We start from the raw sequence: 16,956 nt of genomic DNA, 5'->3' as shown, positions 1-16,956 counted from the left end.
TGCCCATTTTTTCATTTTTCTAATTTGTATTGAAACAGTTGTTGACTACATTAAACTGTTATAATACAATGTAAATATCAAAACAATTCAATTAACGATTAGGAGGCTTCAACCATGGTTCAAAACATTTTAGATTTCTTTAGGAATCTCCCACAAAAGCAATGTACTGAATGCGGGAAGTCCATCGAAGAGCAACATGAATGTTACGGTAATAAGTGTGACCATTGTTTAGGTGTCTCAGATTTATAGAATGCTAGTTTCCATCCCTTAATATATAACCATTGGAAGAAGAAGGCCTGCTCCCCTTAGCAAGTCTTCTTTTTGTTTTACTCCAACAAGCCTTCTAGTATGAATGACTTTTGAATCCAGGTGTAAAAAGAATAAATACTGTTACAGGAAACCTCAGCTTGGCATTTCTTTCTGGTTTTTGATCTGAGTGAGACGCAAATCACCTTTGCTCAGCTCTCATTTCCAATTTCCGATTTTGACTGACTTGGAAACTCTATTTGCTCGGCTTCATTTCTGTTATTCAAACAGAATGACTTATTTAAGTCCGGACTCTCTTACCCCGCTGAGTGAAGATTGGTTTTGCTGGAGTGAGCTAATTCATACAATATTTTAGCGCTGCTTAGATTTACCTTTTAAATAAGCACAGTGAAATAACTGTTATCTAAAATCACTTTATTAGAAACAAAAAAACCAGCCCACACTTGATGTGCGAGCTGATTTGATGATGATTCAATCCTACATTCATGATTTTATAAGCCCTTTAAACACATACCTTTCCATAAGCTCAGCGATTTCACTTTTCGAAAGTGGGGCATGCTGTCTTTCCCAATCAAAAATGAGTGATATGTATAACTTTAACATAATAAAGGCAGTCAATTCAGGGTCGCACGGCTCGATTTCTCCTTTATCAATACCTAATGTTTTTACCTTTTCTCCTATATAAGAAATGATTTCTCTTTCCATTTTGTTCGTCATCTCTATAACTGCAGTGGTCCCCATTTCTTTTCCCTCTTGGAACAGCTTAATTGTTAATTGATGCTCTAGTCTATATTCCAAAATGCGATATAGAGCTAAATGTAAATTTTCTTGTAAAGATAAATCTGGTGACAAAACCTGCTCTGCCTCTATTTTCATTTCTCTAATAAGTGCCGTAATAATTTCATCAAATAATTCTTCTTTATTTTTAAAAAAAGTGTATATAGTCCCTTTTCCTACATTAGCAATTTTGGCTACTTGCTCCATTGTTGTAGCTTTATAGCCAAAAAGAGAAAATGATTTTGTGGCAGCTTGAATAATTAATTGTTTACGGTCAACGGCCATTTACTTCTCCCCTCTCTATGACCAAACTGTTCATATTGTCAAAAAATCCTTAAAAAAGAAACCGCTCCTTTATGAAAATAAAAAAAGCGGTTGCAATCAACTCATTACTTATTTTTCATTCTGTCTAAGACAACTGTTGCTAAAGAATCAATAAACGCTGGATGACTATTTGGCATTTCTGGACGATAGTAGGCAGCTCCTATTTCATCTGTAACCACCTTACATTCATAGTCATTATCATATAAGACTTCTAAATGATCAGCGACAAAACCGACTGGTGCATAAATAAATGCTTTATAGCCTTTTTTTGCATGTAAATCTCTTGTTAAATCCTGCACATCAGGCCCTAACCATGGGTCAGGTGTATTTCCTTCGCTTTGCCAACCGACAGCAAATTCACGAACGCCAGCTTCTTTAGCAATTAACTCAGCTGTTTCTTGTAGTTGATCAGGATATGGATCACCATATTCTTTAATTTTTTCTGGTAAGCTATGTGCAGAGACAATTAATATATATTGATCTCTTTCTTCACTTGACATTTTAGCGATTTGCTTCTTCACACCATCTGCCCAAAATTGAATAAATTTCGGTTCCTTATACCAACTATCAACTGAGTAAATAGTTGGACCACCAAGCGTCTGAGCTTTATCTTCTGCTCGTCCATTATAAGATTTGATGCTAAAAGTAGAATAATGTGGTGCAAGAACAAGACTGACAGCTTTAGTAATCCCATCATTATGCATTTGTTGAACTGCATCTTCAACGAATGGTTCTATATGCTTTAAACCGATATAAGCTTTAAACTCATATTGATCTTGAATCTGATTTAAATGTTCTTGAAGTGATAGCGCTTGATTCTCAGTTATTTTTGCTAATGGCGATATTCCTCCAATCGCTTTATAGCGACTCTTTAAATCTTCTAACATCTCTTCCGATGGAGTTCTACCATGTCTAATATGTGTGTAGTAACGTTCAATATCTTCTTCTTTATAAGGTGTTCCATAAGCCATTACTAACAAACCAATTTTTTCTTTATTCATTCTTACACCTCTTTAAAAATGATTACTTTTTCTTTTATTATTTCCCAAATTGTTCCTTAGAATAACTGTGGATAAACGATGTGAGTTTTTTTAATGTCTCAGGATTTACTTCTGGGAAGACACCATGTCCTAAGTTAAAAATATATCCGGGTTGACTCATGCCTTCATCAAGAATAGCACGGACCTTTTTCTCAATTACTTCCCACGGAGCAAGTAACAAGGCTGGCTCTAAATTCCCCATCACTGTCTTTGAAATACCCCTTGACCTTGCTTCACTAATTGGCAACCTCCAGTCAAGGCCTACAACATCAATTGGAAGGTCATTCCATTCATTCGCTAAATGACTCGCGCCAACACCGAACATAATAAGTGGTACCCCTTCATCTTTCAAACTAGAGAAGATTTTTTCCATGACGGGTTTAATATAAATACGATAATCTTCTACATTTAATGCACCAACCCAAGAATCAAAAACTTGAATGGCACTAGCACCTGCTTTAATTTGCGCTTTTACATATGTGATTGCCATTTCACCTAATTTATCCATAAGTGCAAACCATGCTTTTGGTTCTGAATACATAAACGCTTTTGTCTTATAATAATTTTTAGAAGGTCCACCTTCAATCATATAACTCGCTAATGTGAATGGTGCACCGGTAAAACCAATTAACGGTACAGTTAATTGCTCTTTTGTTAATAACTTAATCGTATCTAGAATATATGGAACATCTTCTTCAGGATGTATCTCGCCGAGCTTCTCAACGTCTTGCATCGAACGAATTGGTTCATCAATGACTGGACCAACACCAGGTTTTATGTCAACTTTCACACCGAGACTTGGAAGCGGTGACATGATATCCTTGTACAAAATAGCCGCATCATTGTTATACTGTTCTACAGGAAGTCTTGTTACATATGCGCATAATTCAGGTTGATGTGTAATCTCAAACAAAGAGTATTTTTCCTTAATTGCGCGATATTCCGGCTGTGATCTGCCTGCTTGTCTCATATACCACACAGGCACATAATCAGTCTTCTCTCCTCGAGCCGCCTTTAGGAATGTATCATTTATAGTCATTAAATTAAGTCCACCTTTCATTTGCCTTATGTATTTTCCATACAAATAAGCTTAGAATTATTCTTATTTAGTAAATGTTCACATTAACTATAACTTTTTTCGGTGTTTATTGTACAGTACCCGCTTCAAATGTCGAAAATTTGACGTTTTTATCACTAAAATCGAGGTGAAAGTAATGAATCTTTATATGACAAGCGGCACTAAAAATTTCCTACTTCCCCTGATGGAAAAATTCAGTAATGAGAATATCGTTCTCATGCAAAATAGTCAGAATACCCTGTTAGTACATGAAACAGAAAGCAAAAAAAGTAAGTTTCAACAACCAAAATCTTATCACATCCATGATTCAACTGGAGACCTTCATAGAAGTAAATTTATTGCTATTCAATATATCCCCTTAACTGATGAAGGAAAACCCATTTTCGAATTCAAATTTCAGCAATTCTCTTCAAACTTTACAAATACAATTGGTTTTAGAGCAGCTAGGGTTTTAACTCCGATGAAAGGTCATACTTATGTAATTATTACAGCCTGGGACTCCGAATCTTCATATAAGAACTGGGAAAGTACAAATCCTATAGCAAAAAAAATACAGGAAGAACAAAGTAATAAGAAAGAATTACTATCAGATCCTGCATATACCAGTTTTTATTATATACAAACGACAGATAAATAAAAGCTTCCCACTTGAAAAAACATCAGCCAATTACAGTAATAGAAAAAAACGCCAGCGACGAGAATGTTTATAAAAAGGCTGAGGCTACTTCACTTCGCCTCAGCCCTATCAATTTTATATCACTATATTAAAAACATCGCTACAATTGTTGTCACAATCAAACCAATGACGACAGGAAGAAAATTACGCCTCGCTAACTCAAATACATCCACTTTACATATAGCGGCAACGGGAATCATTGCCCATGGAATTAACGCTCCGCCACCTACCCAAATTCCTGCAATTTGACCTAAAGCAGTTAATGTTGCTGCACCATCACCAATCGCTGTACCAAACAAACTACCAATAGATCCAGCCAATGATATTCCTGAAAAACCTGAACCATCCAAGCCAGTTATTGCTCCTACTACCGTTAATGTAATCGCACCAACTTGTGCAGTTAATGGTACAACAGATGCAAGTGCAACGCCTAAATCGTTGACGATTCCATGTGAATGTTGAGGAAGCCGCTCTCCGATGATTGCTTGAAACCCAGCATCTCCCAAATAAAAGAATGCAGCAATTGGAATCACTGGTCCAAATACTTTAAACCCGAATTGAAATCCTTCGACTAAATAAGTGGTTATTTTTTCGAGGCCTTTTTGTCTATGAGAAAATAATGTAATCGTGAGTAAAATGAGAATAGCTGTACCCCCAATTAAAGCGGTTGCATCCCCTCCTTGAAGGTCGAATAAAAACATAACAACCACATCAATCACAAATAAAACGGGAATAAGAATAGCAAAAATCTTTTTTTGTATTGGTGTAAGTAGGTTTGCTTGCGGTAAATCAGTTGGTAAATCTGCACTTTCCGTCATAGCAGTTGACATATTAAGTTTGCCTGAATTCATATCCCTCTTAATAAAGAAAAACGCTGTTAAGGTGGTCACAACACCCATAACAATAACGAGTGGAATACTTGCTGAGATGACATCGCCAACTGGTAACCCTGCTGCGTCTGCAGTCAGTTTAGGAGCAGCTTGAATAACAAAGTCTCCTGATAATGCTATACCATGACCAAATAAGTTCATTGACATCGCTACTGCTAGTGCAGGTAGACCTGCTCTTAAAGCAACTGGTAATAACACTGCACCAATTAAAGCAACTGCCGGGGACGGCCAAAAGAACCATGAAATTCCCATCATTAAAATCCCTATTACCCAATAAGCTAACGTTGGTGTTTTAATCAGTTTTGTAAATGGTGAAATCATGACATCATTAATGCCTGTTGATGTTAATGTTTTACTCATACCTACAATAATTGAGATGACTAATATTGTAGGTAGTAATTCCGTAATAGCAAAAATAAAACTGTTAAAAATTCCACTGATCGAAGAATTAATCGAATTCGTTGCTGTGATCGCTATTAAGAATATCCCGACTATACAAATAAAGGTTGTATCTCTTCTAGCGACCATAAATCCAATAATTAATAAGATAAACACTACATAAATCCAATGTATTGCTGTTAATTCGACGCCCATGTTCGTCATTCTCCCCCCTCATCCATTTATTAGGCATCTGCCCTAATGGATTACTTTAAAATATGTTTGGGAGAAAAAGTTGTGTGTATCACCATTCGACATGGCCAATTTTTTTGTCGGAATTCCCCAGGAAATATGTTTTTATAACAAAAAAACCACAGAAGTAACATCTGTGGCAATTAGTTCAGTTATTTTGTTGGATTCTTCTTAACCGATAAGCATTTTTAGCGACCGCCCCTAATTGTTCCAATAAATGAAAATTAGCATAGGCACCAACTACAGCACCAATCCCAGGAATCATTTGTAACATTTTAATTAAGTCAATATGGTCCCTGTATTCTTGTTGAAATACCTGCCAGTCCATATCTACAAGCTCTGCTTTCCTATTTTCCCAATCTTCAATGATATCCATTGTTTCTCTCCGTTTATCATCACTTGAAAATGCTAATTGGAAAATATGAAGTAAAAATAATCTTTCTTCATATTCTGAAGTATCATAACCATATATCATTGCTGCTTCAAATAGGAACTTCATTTTTATGCTAAGAAGCAGTGGAAAATCTGCTAACCCACCTATAAATCCTACAGCACCTGTTCCTGCTCCTTCAACGGAAGCCGTGTTTCTGTATTTAATCAACGTCTCTGTTAACTTTTCATCTTGTTCCTGTAACGTAACCACTATATGAGAAGGTCTCTTAGTTGTATATTCACTCCCCCATAATGTAGCTTTTACCATATGTTTGATAGCATCTGTTATCAAGTGATGAGCTTTTTCTGGGATTAATCCATTGAATTTATCTTGGGCATGCTTGGATGTTCTTTTCCATAACCTTGACTTTTTCCGCATTTGATAAAGCCAATCTTTTACTTCTCTTGAGACAGCATCCTCATAACTCCCCATAATATCACACACTCCATTATCAATTATTACTTCTATCAGCTTACGATTGAGAACGCAATGTTTTCATCATATAAAGATATGCATAACCAACGGCTACTAACCCACTTAAAACGAGCACACCAAAACCTACAAAGAAACTTCCTTTTATCATAATGAGTAACGCATAAATGATGGCTTGAATGATTAGTACACGAGCAATTAACCATTTAAATGAATTTTCTCGAATTTTAACATCGACTGGGTATAAATCTATCCATAATTTATTTTGATGTTGTCTCCACAATGGTACGAGTTGAAACCCAGTTAGATAGATAAAAAGCATGGCAATAACTATTTGTGCGATTCCATTATTAATAAAATAGATTAACACACCGCCGATGGCTGTTAAACGGAAAAAGATGCCTAGATAATCTCCCGTTCGGAGAAAAGTTCTTAAGTATAAATAATGAAAGGTGTTTTCCTGCTGATAGGAAACCGATTGTAACACCCAGTCCAACCATTTTCTCCGCTTAATTTGATCACGTAAATGTGGTACATCTGTAAACATATTTGCCACTCGATAAAACTTGGCCATTTTTCTCTCTTCAGATTGAATTAAGAATTCCCATTTTAATCCTTTTCCTTTTGTTTTCTGATAAAAATACAAATAAAGTAATAAAAGAATACCTATAGTGGCGATTGTGAACCCAATATGTGCTGAGCTAAATATGAAAAATAACAACGCAACATTAATGACGAATCTAACAAATGAGTCAATTAAATGGGTAGTATAATCCATCTCATATTGGACTCGCCAACGAATAAGCATATTCACACCCTTTACTAACAACAAAATAATTAAAAACGGAAAAAACGAACTGAAATCTCCTTGATTTACACTTGCATACATTGGCATTAACACGGCCAAGCCAATTAGAATTAAGTATGAGGATAATAAAAAGCTAGTTAAAATTGCTTTCTTGAAATACATACCTAGTTTATTCTCTAATGGCAGTAAAAACACACGATCTGCTTCTTCTAAAAATGTATAAATCGGGCTATATGTAACGATAAGACCAAGTAGAATGGCCATAATTTCTGCCACTGGAAAATCTGAAGTGAGCGTTTTTAGCCACTCTTGATAATAATAGGCCACTGTACCAATAAGAAATACCATTACAATAACGATGTGGCCATTGAAAATATATTTTAAGTAGCGACTTAGTTCCTTTGTTCTATTCGCAAAGCGATTCTTCCAGATACTTTGTATATCATTCATAATTTTCTTCCTTTGTTAACTGGATATATAAATCATCTAATGTAGCACCGGCCATATTAAATTGTACCCTTAGCTCTTCTAATGTGCCTTTCGCTCTAATTTCACCTTCATGTATGATCACAAAGCGATCACAATATCTTTCTGCAGTTGCTAAAATGTGAGTGGACATCAGGATACCTGCGCCGGTATTCTTCATTTTCTCCATTAAATTCAATAGTGATTGAATTCCGAGCGGATCAAGCCCTACAAAAGGTTCATCAACAATATATAAGGAAGGTTGAACAAGGAAAGCACACATAATCATTACTTTTTGTTTCATTCCTTTTGAGAAATGGGCAGGAAACCATTTTAAGCGCTTTTCCATCCTAAATTCCTTAAGTAACTGCGCTTTTCTTTCTTTTAAGGTTTCGCGTTCGAGTCCATAAGCCATAGCTGTCATTTCTAAATGTTCATCTAAGGTTAATTCATCATACAAAATAGGCGTTTCTGGTATAAAGGTATATTGTCTACGATACGCATCTTTGTCACTTAAGAATGTTTTCCCATTAATTGTTATCTCACCTTTATTTGGCTCCATAAGACCAATAACATGCTTGATTGTTGTACTTTTACCTGCACCATTCAGTCCAATTAATCCTACAATTTCATTCGGTTTGACATCAAAGGAAATACCCTTTAATACGGGATTTCTCGTATAACCACCTGTTACCTCTTTAATATTTAATAAAGTCATTTGATCGACCTTCCTTGTAAAAAGTTATTCTTATTGTAAGTAAATTAAAACCATATTGTAAAGAAAACAACTATTTTTTTGGGTGACGCATATCTCTTCTTATTACGGGCATTCTATTTTATGAAGGGGAATACAAATCAACATTCATTATCTTAATGAATGAACTTGAATGAGGTGTCTACGGCAGACAATAATCTTTCAAACCGATTGTAGCTTCAAATGCAACTATTAAAGGAGATGTTTTTATTGCACAAATGTAATGAAAACGCATTGAGCTTTTTTTAAACATTTAAATCGCTTTACCGAAAGTGGTTTAAATCATCATTTCTAAATGAGGTGTTTATTAAAGATACCAATTACAAGTAGTTTGTGATGGTAGTTATTCAATGCATTTAACAAAACTGTCAAATGAGGTGTTTGTTAAAGAGTATTTCCAAGAGTAGAAGCCAAGAAGCATTCCCCTTCAATTTCGGCAGGATTCTTATTGAATCCTGCTTCTTTTATTTATGATTTGTCTAATTTTATGATAAAATATGGTCAATTCAAGCATAAGGGAGATGAAAAGAATATGAGTGATTGCATCTTTTGTAAAATAGTAGCTGGGGAAATCCCATCAGCAAAAGTGTATGAAAATGAGCATGTCGTTGCATTTCTAGATATCAGTCAAGTAACCAAAGGTCATACGTTGATTATTCCAAAGGTTCATAAAGAAAATATCTTTGAATTAGATGAAGAAACAGCCCGTCACGTATTTGAAGCTGTTCCAGCCATTAGTCGTGCGCTTAAAGCAGAGTTCCAGCCTGATGGATTAAACACGATTAATAATAATGGGGAAATTGCTGGCCAAACGGTTTTTCATTATCATATGCACCTTATTCCTAGATATGGCCAAGGTGATGGTTTAGGTGTCGTATGGAAAACACATACTTCAGAATATACGCCTGAAGATCTCCAAATGATGTCACAACAAATACATAGTCATTTATCATAAAGCTTTTATCAGGCACAGCAAGATCTGTGTCTGATAAAACCTATTCACAAGTATTTCTATCAACCTTCCATGTAGTTGTATCTACACTCAAGAATCAAAAGCCAATAAATATATATTTTCTCCTCTCCATCTCACTTTCCTTTAACCATCGTCCTAAAAGAAACCTTACTTAAAATATTTCTAAAAAAATTCAAAATCTTTTTAATTAATTCTGTACAAATGTGTTTTTTTTGATAACATAATGATATCTTTATTTCGCTACAGCGATATAGTACAACATTGTGAATGATGGAGGGAAAAGCATGAAACGAGCATTTAACTTTAATGCAGGTCCAGCAACTTTGCCATTTGCGGTCCTAGAAAAAGCAAAAGAAGCTTGGCTAGATTTTAATGGAACAGGTATGGCTTTAATGGAGTTAAGCCATAGAAGTAAAGATTATGAAATAGTACATAACAAAGCTATTGCCTCATTAAGAAACATCCTATCCATCCCAGATGATTATGAAGTTCTTTTTCTACAAGGTGGAGCGAGTTTACAATTTTCTATGATCCCAATGAATTTGTTAAAGCCAGATCAGACGGCAAACTATATCCTTACTGGCTCATGGTCAGATAAAGCATTAAAAGAAGCCAAAAAGGTTGGTTCCACCCATGTTGCTGCTTCGACGAAGGAAACGGGCTATCATCGCATTCCTGAGCTAGAGGAAATTAATTTGTCAGAAGATGCAGCTTATCTCCATCTAACGAGTAATAATACGATCTTTGGGACACAATGGCACCAATATCCAAATACACAAGTCCCGCTTATTGCAGATATGTCAAGCGATATCTTGTCCCGCCCATTTCAAATAGAGCAATTCGACCTTATTTATGCAGGTGCGCAGAAGAATTTAGGACCTTCTGGGGTAACAGTAGTTATTATTCGTAAAGAACTCATCCAAAGTCAACCAGCACTACCTACTATGTTAAACTATGAAACGTTTGCAAAAAATAACTCTTTATATAACACACCTCCAACACTAGCGATTTACCTTCTCTCTCTAGTTTTAGAATGGGTAGAAGAAAATGGTGGGATAGAGGCAATAAGCAAGAGAAATGAAGAGAAGTCTTCCCTCTTATACAATATGATTGATAATAGCAATGGCTTTTACATTGGGCATGCTGATGAGAAGAGCCGATCTCATATGAATGTCACTTTTAACTTAAAAAGCGAAGAACTTTCTACCAAATTCCTTGAAGAGGCGAAACAAATAGGATTTGTTGGGTTAAATGGACATCGCTCTGTTGGAGGATGTAGAGCATCTATTTATAACGCTGTTCCATTAGAACATGTAGAAGCTTTAGTATCATTTATGAAGAACTTCAAAGAAAAATATTAACCATAAAATAGATATGTTCATATGATATTTGTGATGTTATAATTAATAAAAGTTCTCGCTGCAAGCAATGAGTGCATTGTAGGAGAATACAGTTCAAAATGAGATTAGCTTGAGGAGAGATGAGAAAATGAAAAGTAAAAATATTGTGGCCCTTGCCCTTTTGGCAGGAATGGGTGTTGTCCTACATGCCATAACTCCACCGATTTTTATGGGTGTAAAGCCTGACATGATGTTAGTCATGATGTTTTTAGGCATTTTATTATTTACCGACGTCAAAAGCGTTGTTCTTATTGGACTTGTAAGTGGTATTCTTTCAGCCTTGACTACAGGATTTCCAGGAGGACAAATTCCTAATATTATTGATAAGCTGATAACTGCCTTTATCTTTTATGGTCTTTTGTCACTGTTAAAGAATATCAGCGCTAAATCAATTGTCGCTATTGTCTTAACAGCGATTGGCACACTGATATCTGGATTTATATTTTTAACATCTGCTTACATCATTGTAGGTCTACCAGGTGCCTTTATCGGGTTATTTGCAGCAAGCGTCTTACCAACCGTATTATTAAATGCCGTTTTAATGGCAGTATTGTTCCCAATTACAAAATCTATTAATAAAAGGACTAAATTAAATGAACATGCGATTCATTTATAAACGTCCTCACCTGTAGTAGACTACAGGTGTTTTTTTATGTTTAATATAGCTACTAAGCGTGGAATATAAGGGGTAATAGATGTTCTTTTTACTGGATTCATGTATGATATACGTAGACATTAAAATTGAGAGGAGAGTTTAGATTGAAAGCGAAATCACTTTTTTTAGGCTTTGTCGTTGGCGGGGTAGCAGCTGCTGCAGCTACACTCTTTACTGCACCTGCTTCTGGTAAAGATACCCGAAAATATATTACTGTACAATCAAAATCGGCTTCTATTCAAATAAAAGAATTAGGTAAACAACTAACTGATATCAAGAATCAGATCGTCCATGTAGGTGAAGAAGGGAAAGAAGCTCTTTCCACTTTAACCGAAGACGTATCATCTTCCATTAAACAATGGAAAAGGGAAATACTGCCCCATCAGCAAAACTTACAACAAGAAATCGCAAATATTGAAAAATCAATAGCTGAATTAGAACAAACATTAAAACATGCCAATCCAATGGACAAAGAATAAATACCCTTCTATTTTACAATCCTTCTTTTTTCTCTAATTATTTTAGAAAAAAAGAAGGATTTCTTATTTTAAAAAAGAAATCTAATATATTATGTTATAAAAATGGTTTGCTTTAAGATTATGCCAAATGCTAACAGAAGTATTACTCCTAAAAACAAGAAACAAAATCTAAAAATTATGCAAATTAATATCTTTATTAATTTTTGCTTTATTGGCATAATAAATATACAATAATAAAAAAGTAGGTGAAGCGAAATGTCAGAAACGAATTTCTCAATCAAGGAAGCCATGCTTTTCAGTCAAAGGGTTGCTCAATTGAGTAAAGCTTTATGGAAATCTATTGAAAAAGATTGGCAACAATGGATTAAACCATATGACTTAAATATCAATGAACACCATATTTTATGGATTGCTTATCATTTAAATGGCGCATCCATTTCTGATGTAGCGAAGTTTGGCGTTATGCATGTATCTACCGCATTTAATTTTTCTAAAAAGCTTGAAGAAAGAGGATATCTTGAATTTTCAAAAAGAGAAAGTGATAAAAGGAATACTTACATTAAATTAACGGATAAAGGTGAAAGCGTTTTTCTAGAATTAATGGAAACATATCATCCAGATAAAAATTCTGTTTTTTCAGGTGCGATGCCTTTAAAAGAATTATATGGAAAATTCCCAGAAATCATTGAAGTGATGGCCATTATCCGCAACATTTACGGAGATGATTTTATGGAAATATTCGAAAAATCATTTTCAAATATTGATAACGAATTTGAGGAAAAAGATGGTAAACTATTAAAGAAGAAAGAATATACAAAAGAATTAGTATAATTTTGTACGATAAAAGCGGAATTATAAACAAACTTCTCCGCTTTTTTATTTTGGTATAAAAGACAATATATTCATTGATTATAAAATAAAATAATGAAAACCCTTACATCCTTTCACTTTTATGTTGAAATATAACAATCATTTTTTTATCGAAAAAATGGTATTGATTTTTCTTAAAGAGGAGAGTAAAGTAGTGTTTGAATTTAAAACATGAGCGCTGAACTGCGAGGGATTATTTTGTTTATGAGCTGTGTAAAGGAGATAAATGTTAACAAGCAGTATGGACAATTATGGTTGGACTTCATGTCTGCTATACTGGCATTTACAGTCTTTATTATCACATATTTACCAATGAATTATTTGTTTCCTGATACAGTGATTAATACAGAAAGTTTAAGTATCTTTACCCTCTTTCTGATTGGATTGTATCCTATCCATAAATTGATTCATTATATTCCATTAATGCCTGTAAATAAAAATATAAAGAAATCGTTGGAATTACGATCAAAATGTGTACCCATGATACAATTAAAAGTCAATGAACCAGTACCTAAATTGATGTATCTAAGTGCTTTAATCGCACCAATACTATTTATTAATGGAACACTTTTGTTGTTAATGTTATCATTTCAACAATATGGAGCGTTTTTCATCATTCTTTTATCTTTGCATATTGGATTATCATGCCGTGATTTAATCTATATAAAAATCGTAATGAACACACCTAAATTTTCATATATTGAAGAGAATGAGGTTGGACTCAATATATTAATACAAATCAAGGAAACTAGATAAAATCCACTCTTCCAACCTTTTATACTATCTTTTTATGATTATTTTTGATATTGTAAAACAATAGACTACGATTGACTAGGGGAGGGAATCATCGATGATCTCCATTTTTATTATTTTTGCTGTATTTATTCTATACAATATTAACAGACTTACTTTTTCCTTATGTTTACAAAAGGAAATCCCAGAGGAGAAACAACCTAAAGTATATCGAACAATTAATGTTTTAATTACGATACTGCTTATTTCTTCCTTTGTTGAAATTGCATTTACTTAAAATAAATGTAAAAAAAGCGGCGAGATTTTCGCCGCTTTTTTCTCTCTATGGAAAAGCTTGAGGTATGAATTAATTAGCAAACCCAAGAAGCTCCAATAATTACTAATAAAATGAAAAGGACAACGAGTAAAGCGAAACCTCCACCGTATCCAAATCCTCCACCGCCGTGTGACATGGATTTTCCTCCCTTCTATCGTCCGTTATAAGTTCTTTCTTTATGTCTTATAACGCTATTTTTTATAACCAAGCAGCACCTACGATGACTAATAGAATGAAAAGAACAACAATTAAAGCGAAGCCTCCGCCGTATCCAAATCCTCCACCCATGATAACACCTCCCTTATTAGGTTGTTACCACATACTATTCAAACACTCTGTCGTGCGAATAGGCGCGTATCTCGTCTTTTTATATTTTCTCTAAACTTCTTTGGACGAAATATCATTTTCAATTTCTTTATATCCTATGTTGGACTCTCCAGAATGGTTAGTCTAATACCCAAAATTTTCTTAAATAAACCTAATTTTGTAGTAAATATTTTTGTTAAGGAAATGATTTGTGTTATAGTATTTACTGTGTATATACAACAATAAACGTGGGAGTGTTCAACATGAAAAAATGGATTTTATCCCTTTCTGTTGCAACAGGTGTATTAGTTTTAAGCGCTTGTAGTTCAGGAGATTCTGAAGTAGTAGTCGAAACAGGAAACGGAAATATTACACAAGAAGACTTTTATCAAGCCTTGAAAGAACAATATGGTGAACAAGTTCTTCAAGAACTCGTTTATGAGAAAGTCCTCTCAGAAAATTATGAGGTTTCCGAGGATGAACTTAATGAACAAGTAGATACAATGAAAGAACAATTAGGTTCTAACTTCCAATTAGCACTTGCACAATACGGTATGGAAAGTGAAGAAGACCTAAAAGAAATGTTAAGAACAGGTCTAATGCAAGAAAAAGCGGCAATTAAAGATGTTGAAGCTACCGAAGAAGAAATGAAGGAATACTATGAGAATTATAAGCCAGAAATCCAAGCGCGTCATATTCTTGTAGCCGATAAAGAAACAGCTGAAGAAGTGAAAAAGAAATTAGATGATGGCGAAGACTTTGCAAAAGTGGCTGAAGAATATTCAACTGATACAGCATCTGCTGCCAATGGTGGCGATTTAGGTTGGTTTGGAGCTGGCCAGATGGTTGCAGAATTTGAAGAAGCTGCCTATGCATTAGAAGTAGATGAAATTAGTGATCCTGTTGAGTCACAACATGGTTTCCATATCATTCAAGTAACTGACAAAAAAGAAAAAGAATCATATGAAGATATGAAAGAAGAAATTGAATATCAAGTGAAAGTAGCGAAAGTCGACAGTACAATTATTCAAGAAGCAATGCAGAGGGAATTAGAAAATTCAGGTGTGGAAGTAAAAGATAATGATTTTAAAGAGTTATTCAAAGCTCCTGAAGCAGAAGCCGATGATGCTGAAGCAAAAGAAGAACAATAACATAAAAGACCTGGTTATATGACATAACCAGGTCTTTTCTTTGGTCTCGAACCCATTAGACTATTTATGGGTATATTTCCTTTCGTATCTATGGTTCGACCTTTATTATCCTTCTTGCCTTTCATATTGTTCTCGTTTGTCATCCCTAGCGGATTCTAACCTTTGCATATAAACTTCACCTTCCTGCTCAATTTGAGCATTTTCCGCCTTTCTTTCATCCCTACCTGTCTTAATCGCCATAAATGCGCTAATGAAAATACCTGCAATCACAAAGTAAAGCCATATAGGTATCATTGGACTCCTCCTTACTCTCTTATTAGAAAATATGTCTGCTCGTCCCATAATATGCAAAAAATTTTTCATAACCATTTTGCTCACCTTACTCTCATTTCCATAGGCATCACGAACACATACACCCGACTGGTAAACCGCAAAAAAAGCAAGTTATGTGACATTCTTACATTTCACATACTTGCTTTTCTAAGTTATTCATGAAAGGTCGGCTTATAAAATGCCCGATTATCTAACGCAAAAACTCTTTCTGTGTATTCACCTGGTTTGACTCTAGATAATGATCGATCAAGCATATTCATTTTCGCATCTAAATTATCAATATAATGAATGATTTCCGCTTCTTTAATTAAAGGCGGTTTCGGGCTACCCCATTCTGCCTTACCATGGTGAGACAGAACAATATGCTGTAAAATAACGACCTCTTCTACTTGAATTGATAGCTCCTCAGCCGCCGTCTCAATCTCACTTACCATGATGGAAATATGGCCGAGTAAGTTTCCTTTTACTGTATAAGTTGTGGATATAGGACCAGATAGCTCTGTAACTTTACCTAAATCATGCAGAATGATACCTGCATATAATAAATCCTTATCCAACGTAGGGTAAAGATTTGCAATCGCTTTAGCGAGATCTAACATTGAAACAACATGATAAGCTAAACCTGAGACAAATTCATGATGATTTTTAGTCGCTGCAGGATATTCTAGAAACTCAGCTTGATATTTCTTTAATAAATGTCTAGTGATTCTTTGAATATTAGGGTTTTTCATTTCAAAAATGTATTGTGTGACTTTCCCCATCATTTCTTCAGCGTCAATAGGGGCAGTTTCTAAAAAGTCTGCTAACTTTACCGTATCGTTTTCATTTGACGTACGAATCTGTCTTATCCGTAGCTGTTGTCGTCCACGATAATTTAAGATATCTCCCGCCACTTTGACAATTGTTTCTGGCACGTAATTATTTTCATCCTGTTCGGAAACATCCCAAAGTTTTGCTTCGATATCCCCACTTTTATCTTGAAAAATCAAAGTTAAAAAAGGTTTACCGTTACTTGCCACACCTTTTGTAGCATTTTTTATTAGTAAGAACAATTCAACCTGCTCTCCTGTATCGTAATAAACAATTCCTTTAGTCATCGTTACACCTGCCTCCTCTAAGTCTTACCTTTAAGTAAAAGTATATCAT

The 16,956-nt window shown here is 34.7% G+C and carries 21 protein-coding genes; 10 read left to right on the top strand and 11 right to left on the bottom strand.

The genetic code is table 11. The annotated features are described in order from the left end of the window. Positions 1 to 114 precede the first annotated feature (114 nt). A complete protein-coding gene (gene yhfH, locus MKX78_RS07760) occupies positions 115 to 249 on the top strand; it encodes a protein YhfH (protein WP_095369898.1) in 135 nt (44 codons plus the stop codon). Positions 250 to 750: 501 nt separating this feature from the next. Here the strand turns inward: yhfH and MKX78_RS07755 are convergent. The 3 genes from MKX78_RS07755 to hemE all read right to left on the bottom strand — a co-directional run bounded on the left by MKX78_RS07755 (position 751) and on the right by hemE (position 3,447). After that, positions 751 to 1,329, bottom strand: coding sequence for a TetR/AcrR family transcriptional regulator (locus MKX78_RS07755; RefSeq protein WP_095369899.1), 579 nt, complete (start codon positions 1,327 to 1,329; stop codon positions 751 to 753). 104 nt (positions 1,330 to 1,433) lie between these two features. Beyond that, positions 1,434 to 2,369 carry a ferrochelatase gene (hemH, locus tag MKX78_RS07750; RefSeq protein WP_095369900.1) on the bottom strand — a complete coding sequence of 312 codons (936 nt, stop codon included), beginning with the start codon at positions 2,367 to 2,369 and terminating at the stop codon, positions 1,434 to 1,436. A gap of 37 nt (positions 2,370 to 2,406) precedes the next feature. Further along, positions 2,407 to 3,447 (bottom strand): uroporphyrinogen decarboxylase, encoded by a 1,041-nt coding sequence (hemE, locus tag MKX78_RS07745; RefSeq protein WP_095369901.1) that lies wholly within the window; start codon positions 3,445 to 3,447, stop codon positions 2,407 to 2,409. A 175-nt stretch (positions 3,448 to 3,622) separates the two neighbouring features. On the opposite strand from hemE, the gene MKX78_RS07740 reads away from it, so the two are divergent. Beyond that, the gene (locus tag MKX78_RS07740; RefSeq protein ID WP_095369902.1) at positions 3,623 to 4,123 is read left to right on the top strand and encodes an antibiotic biosynthesis monooxygenase family protein; all 501 of its coding nucleotides are present in this window, start codon (positions 3,623 to 3,625) and stop codon (positions 4,121 to 4,123) included. Positions 4,124 to 4,245: 122 nt separating this feature from the next. Here the strand turns inward: MKX78_RS07740 and MKX78_RS07735 are convergent, their stop codons facing one another. The 4 genes from MKX78_RS07735 to MKX78_RS07720 form a co-directional block, all read right to left on the bottom strand. Further along, complete coding sequence (locus MKX78_RS07735) at positions 4,246 to 5,646, bottom strand: hypothetical protein (RefSeq protein WP_095373488.1); 1,401 nt, start codon at positions 5,644 to 5,646, stop codon at positions 4,246 to 4,248. Positions 5,647 to 5,830: 184 nt separating this feature from the next. Further along, positions 5,831 to 6,547, bottom strand: coding sequence for an EcsC family protein (locus MKX78_RS07730; RefSeq protein WP_095369903.1), 717 nt, complete (start codon positions 6,545 to 6,547; stop codon positions 5,831 to 5,833). A 40-nt stretch (positions 6,548 to 6,587) separates the two neighbouring features. Next, entirely contained in the window at positions 6,588 to 7,805 is a 1,218-nt protein-coding gene (locus MKX78_RS07725) for an ABC transporter permease (RefSeq protein WP_095369904.1), read from the bottom strand. Further along, a complete protein-coding gene (locus MKX78_RS07720) occupies positions 7,798 to 8,538 on the bottom strand; it encodes an ABC transporter ATP-binding protein (protein ID WP_095369905.1) in 741 nt (246 codons plus the stop codon). The genes MKX78_RS07725 and MKX78_RS07720 overlap by 8 nt, the downstream gene beginning before the upstream one ends. A gap of 568 nt (positions 8,539 to 9,106) precedes the next feature. Here MKX78_RS07720 and MKX78_RS07715 point away from each other — a divergent pair. From MKX78_RS07715 to MKX78_RS07685, 7 genes are all read left to right on the top strand, one after another. Further along, entirely contained in the window at positions 9,107 to 9,529 is a 423-nt protein-coding gene (locus MKX78_RS07715; RefSeq protein WP_095373489.1) for an HIT family protein, read from the top strand. A gap of 302 nt (positions 9,530 to 9,831) precedes the next feature. After that, on the top strand, positions 9,832 to 10,908 hold the full coding sequence (gene serC / locus MKX78_RS07710; RefSeq protein ID WP_095369906.1) for a 3-phosphoserine/phosphohydroxythreonine transaminase: 1,077 nt from the start codon (positions 9,832 to 9,834) through the stop codon (positions 10,906 to 10,908). A gap of 127 nt (positions 10,909 to 11,035) precedes the next feature. Beyond that, positions 11,036 to 11,563: a tryptophan transporter gene (locus tag MKX78_RS07705; protein ID WP_095369907.1), complete on the top strand. Its 528-nt coding sequence runs from the start codon at positions 11,036 to 11,038 to the stop codon at positions 11,561 to 11,563. Between the two features lie 143 nt (positions 11,564 to 11,706). Continuing rightward, positions 11,707 to 12,081, top strand: a complete 375-nt coding sequence (locus MKX78_RS07700) for a YtxH domain-containing protein (RefSeq protein WP_340978372.1) — start codon at positions 11,707 to 11,709, stop codon at positions 12,079 to 12,081. 255 nt (positions 12,082 to 12,336) lie between these two features. After that, positions 12,337 to 12,912 carry an HTH-type transcriptional regulator Hpr gene (locus tag MKX78_RS07695; RefSeq protein ID WP_224937656.1) on the top strand — a complete coding sequence of 192 codons (576 nt, stop codon included), beginning with the start codon at positions 12,337 to 12,339 and terminating at the stop codon, positions 12,910 to 12,912. Between the two features lie 243 nt (positions 12,913 to 13,155). After that, on the top strand, positions 13,156 to 13,707 hold the full coding sequence (locus MKX78_RS07690) for a DUF3267 domain-containing protein (RefSeq protein ID WP_180316987.1): 552 nt from the start codon (positions 13,156 to 13,158) through the stop codon (positions 13,705 to 13,707). Between the two features lie 94 nt (positions 13,708 to 13,801). Further along, a complete protein-coding gene (locus MKX78_RS07685; protein ID WP_095369911.1) occupies positions 13,802 to 13,981 on the top strand; it encodes a hypothetical protein in 180 nt (59 codons plus the stop codon). Between the two features lie 73 nt (positions 13,982 to 14,054). Here the strand turns inward: MKX78_RS07685 and MKX78_RS07680 are convergent, their stop codons facing one another. Together MKX78_RS07680 and MKX78_RS07675 are read right to left on the bottom strand one after the other, a co-directional pair. Then, on the bottom strand, positions 14,055 to 14,156 hold the full coding sequence (locus MKX78_RS07680; protein ID WP_095369912.1) for a YjcZ family sporulation protein: 102 nt from the start codon (positions 14,154 to 14,156) through the stop codon (positions 14,055 to 14,057). Positions 14,157 to 14,218: 62 nt separating this feature from the next. Beyond that, a complete protein-coding gene (locus tag MKX78_RS07675; protein ID WP_095369913.1) occupies positions 14,219 to 14,308 on the bottom strand; it encodes a YjcZ family sporulation protein in 90 nt (29 codons plus the stop codon). Positions 14,309 to 14,589: 281 nt separating this feature from the next. Here MKX78_RS07675 and MKX78_RS07670 point away from each other — a divergent pair, with 281 nt between their 5' ends. Then, positions 14,590 to 15,477, top strand: coding sequence for a peptidylprolyl isomerase (locus MKX78_RS07670; protein WP_095369914.1), 888 nt, complete (start codon positions 14,590 to 14,592; stop codon positions 15,475 to 15,477). A 105-nt stretch (positions 15,478 to 15,582) separates the two neighbouring features. Here the strand turns inward: MKX78_RS07670 and MKX78_RS07665 are convergent, their stop codons facing one another. Together MKX78_RS07665 and yhaM are read right to left on the bottom strand one after the other, a co-directional pair. Further along, positions 15,583 to 15,771 carry a sporulation YhaL family protein gene (locus MKX78_RS07665; RefSeq protein ID WP_328198678.1) on the bottom strand — a complete coding sequence of 63 codons (189 nt, stop codon included), beginning with the start codon at positions 15,769 to 15,771 and terminating at the stop codon, positions 15,583 to 15,585. A gap of 191 nt (positions 15,772 to 15,962) precedes the next feature. After that, positions 15,963 to 16,907: a 3'-5' exoribonuclease YhaM gene (gene yhaM, locus MKX78_RS07660; RefSeq protein ID WP_341050403.1), complete on the bottom strand. Its 945-nt coding sequence runs from the start codon at positions 16,905 to 16,907 to the stop codon at positions 15,963 to 15,965. Between the last annotated feature and the right edge of the window lie 49 nt (positions 16,908 to 16,956).

The organism is Cytobacillus sp. FSL R5-0569 (assembly GCF_038007265.1).
Lineage (GTDB): Bacteria > Bacillota > Bacilli > Bacillales > Cytobacillaceae > Cytobacillus > Cytobacillus kochii.
Note: the sequence above shows the minus strand (reverse complement) of the source record. Positions and strands in the feature narration are given on the sequence as shown.

Bases quoted from the DNA above. Each gene is read 5' to 3' on its own strand.
- MKX78_RS07735 (WP_095373488.1), bottom strand. From the start codon at position 5,646: ATGGGCGTCGAATTAACAGCAATACATTGGATTTATGTAGTGTTTATC.
- MKX78_RS07740 (WP_095369902.1), top strand. From the start codon at position 3,623: ATGAATCTTTATATGACAAGCGGCACTAAAAATTTCCTACTTCCCCTG.
- MKX78_RS07725 (WP_095369904.1), bottom strand. From the start codon at position 7,805: ATGAATGATATACAAAGTATCTGGAAGAATCGCTTTGCGAATAGAACA.
- yhaM (WP_341050403.1), bottom strand. From the start codon at position 16,907: ATGACTAAAGGAATTGTTTATTACGATACAGGAGAGCAGGTTGAATTG.
- MKX78_RS07720 (WP_095369905.1), bottom strand. From the start codon at position 8,538: ATGACTTTATTAAATATTAAAGAGGTAACAGGTGGTTATACGAGAAAT.
- hemE (WP_095369901.1), bottom strand. From the start codon at position 3,447: ATGACTATAAATGATACATTCCTAAAGGCGGCTCGAGGAGAGAAGACT.
- MKX78_RS07715 (WP_095373489.1), top strand. From the start codon at position 9,107: ATGAGTGATTGCATCTTTTGTAAAATAGTAGCTGGGGAAATCCCATCA.
- MKX78_RS07670 (WP_095369914.1), top strand. From the start codon at position 14,590: ATGAAAAAATGGATTTTATCCCTTTCTGTTGCAACAGGTGTATTAGTT.
- serC (WP_095369906.1), top strand. From the start codon at position 9,832: ATGAAACGAGCATTTAACTTTAATGCAGGTCCAGCAACTTTGCCATTT.
- hemH (WP_095369900.1), bottom strand. From the start codon at position 2,369: ATGAATAAAGAAAAAATTGGTTTGTTAGTAATGGCTTATGGAACACCT.
- MKX78_RS07690 (WP_180316987.1), top strand. From the start codon at position 13,156: ATGAGCTGTGTAAAGGAGATAAATGTTAACAAGCAGTATGGACAATTA.
- MKX78_RS07675 (WP_095369913.1), bottom strand. From the start codon at position 14,308: ATGGGTGGAGGATTTGGATACGGCGGAGGCTTCGCTTTAATTGTTGTT.
- MKX78_RS07730 (WP_095369903.1), bottom strand. From the start codon at position 6,547: ATGGGGAGTTATGAGGATGCTGTCTCAAGAGAAGTAAAAGATTGGCTT.
- MKX78_RS07665 (WP_328198678.1), bottom strand. From the start codon at position 15,771: ATGATACCTATATGGCTTTACTTTGTGATTGCAGGTATTTTCATTAGC.
- yhfH (WP_095369898.1), top strand. From the start codon at position 115: ATGGTTCAAAACATTTTAGATTTCTTTAGGAATCTCCCACAAAAGCAA.
- MKX78_RS07685 (WP_095369911.1), top strand. From the start codon at position 13,802: ATGATCTCCATTTTTATTATTTTTGCTGTATTTATTCTATACAATATT.
- MKX78_RS07705 (WP_095369907.1), top strand. From the start codon at position 11,036: ATGAAAAGTAAAAATATTGTGGCCCTTGCCCTTTTGGCAGGAATGGGT.
- MKX78_RS07755 (WP_095369899.1), bottom strand. From the start codon at position 1,329: ATGGCCGTTGACCGTAAACAATTAATTATTCAAGCTGCCACAAAATCA.
- MKX78_RS07680 (WP_095369912.1), bottom strand. From the start codon at position 14,156: ATGTCACACGGCGGTGGAGGATTTGGATACGGTGGAGGTTTCGCTTTA.
- MKX78_RS07695 (WP_224937656.1), top strand. From the start codon at position 12,337: ATGTCAGAAACGAATTTCTCAATCAAGGAAGCCATGCTTTTCAGTCAA.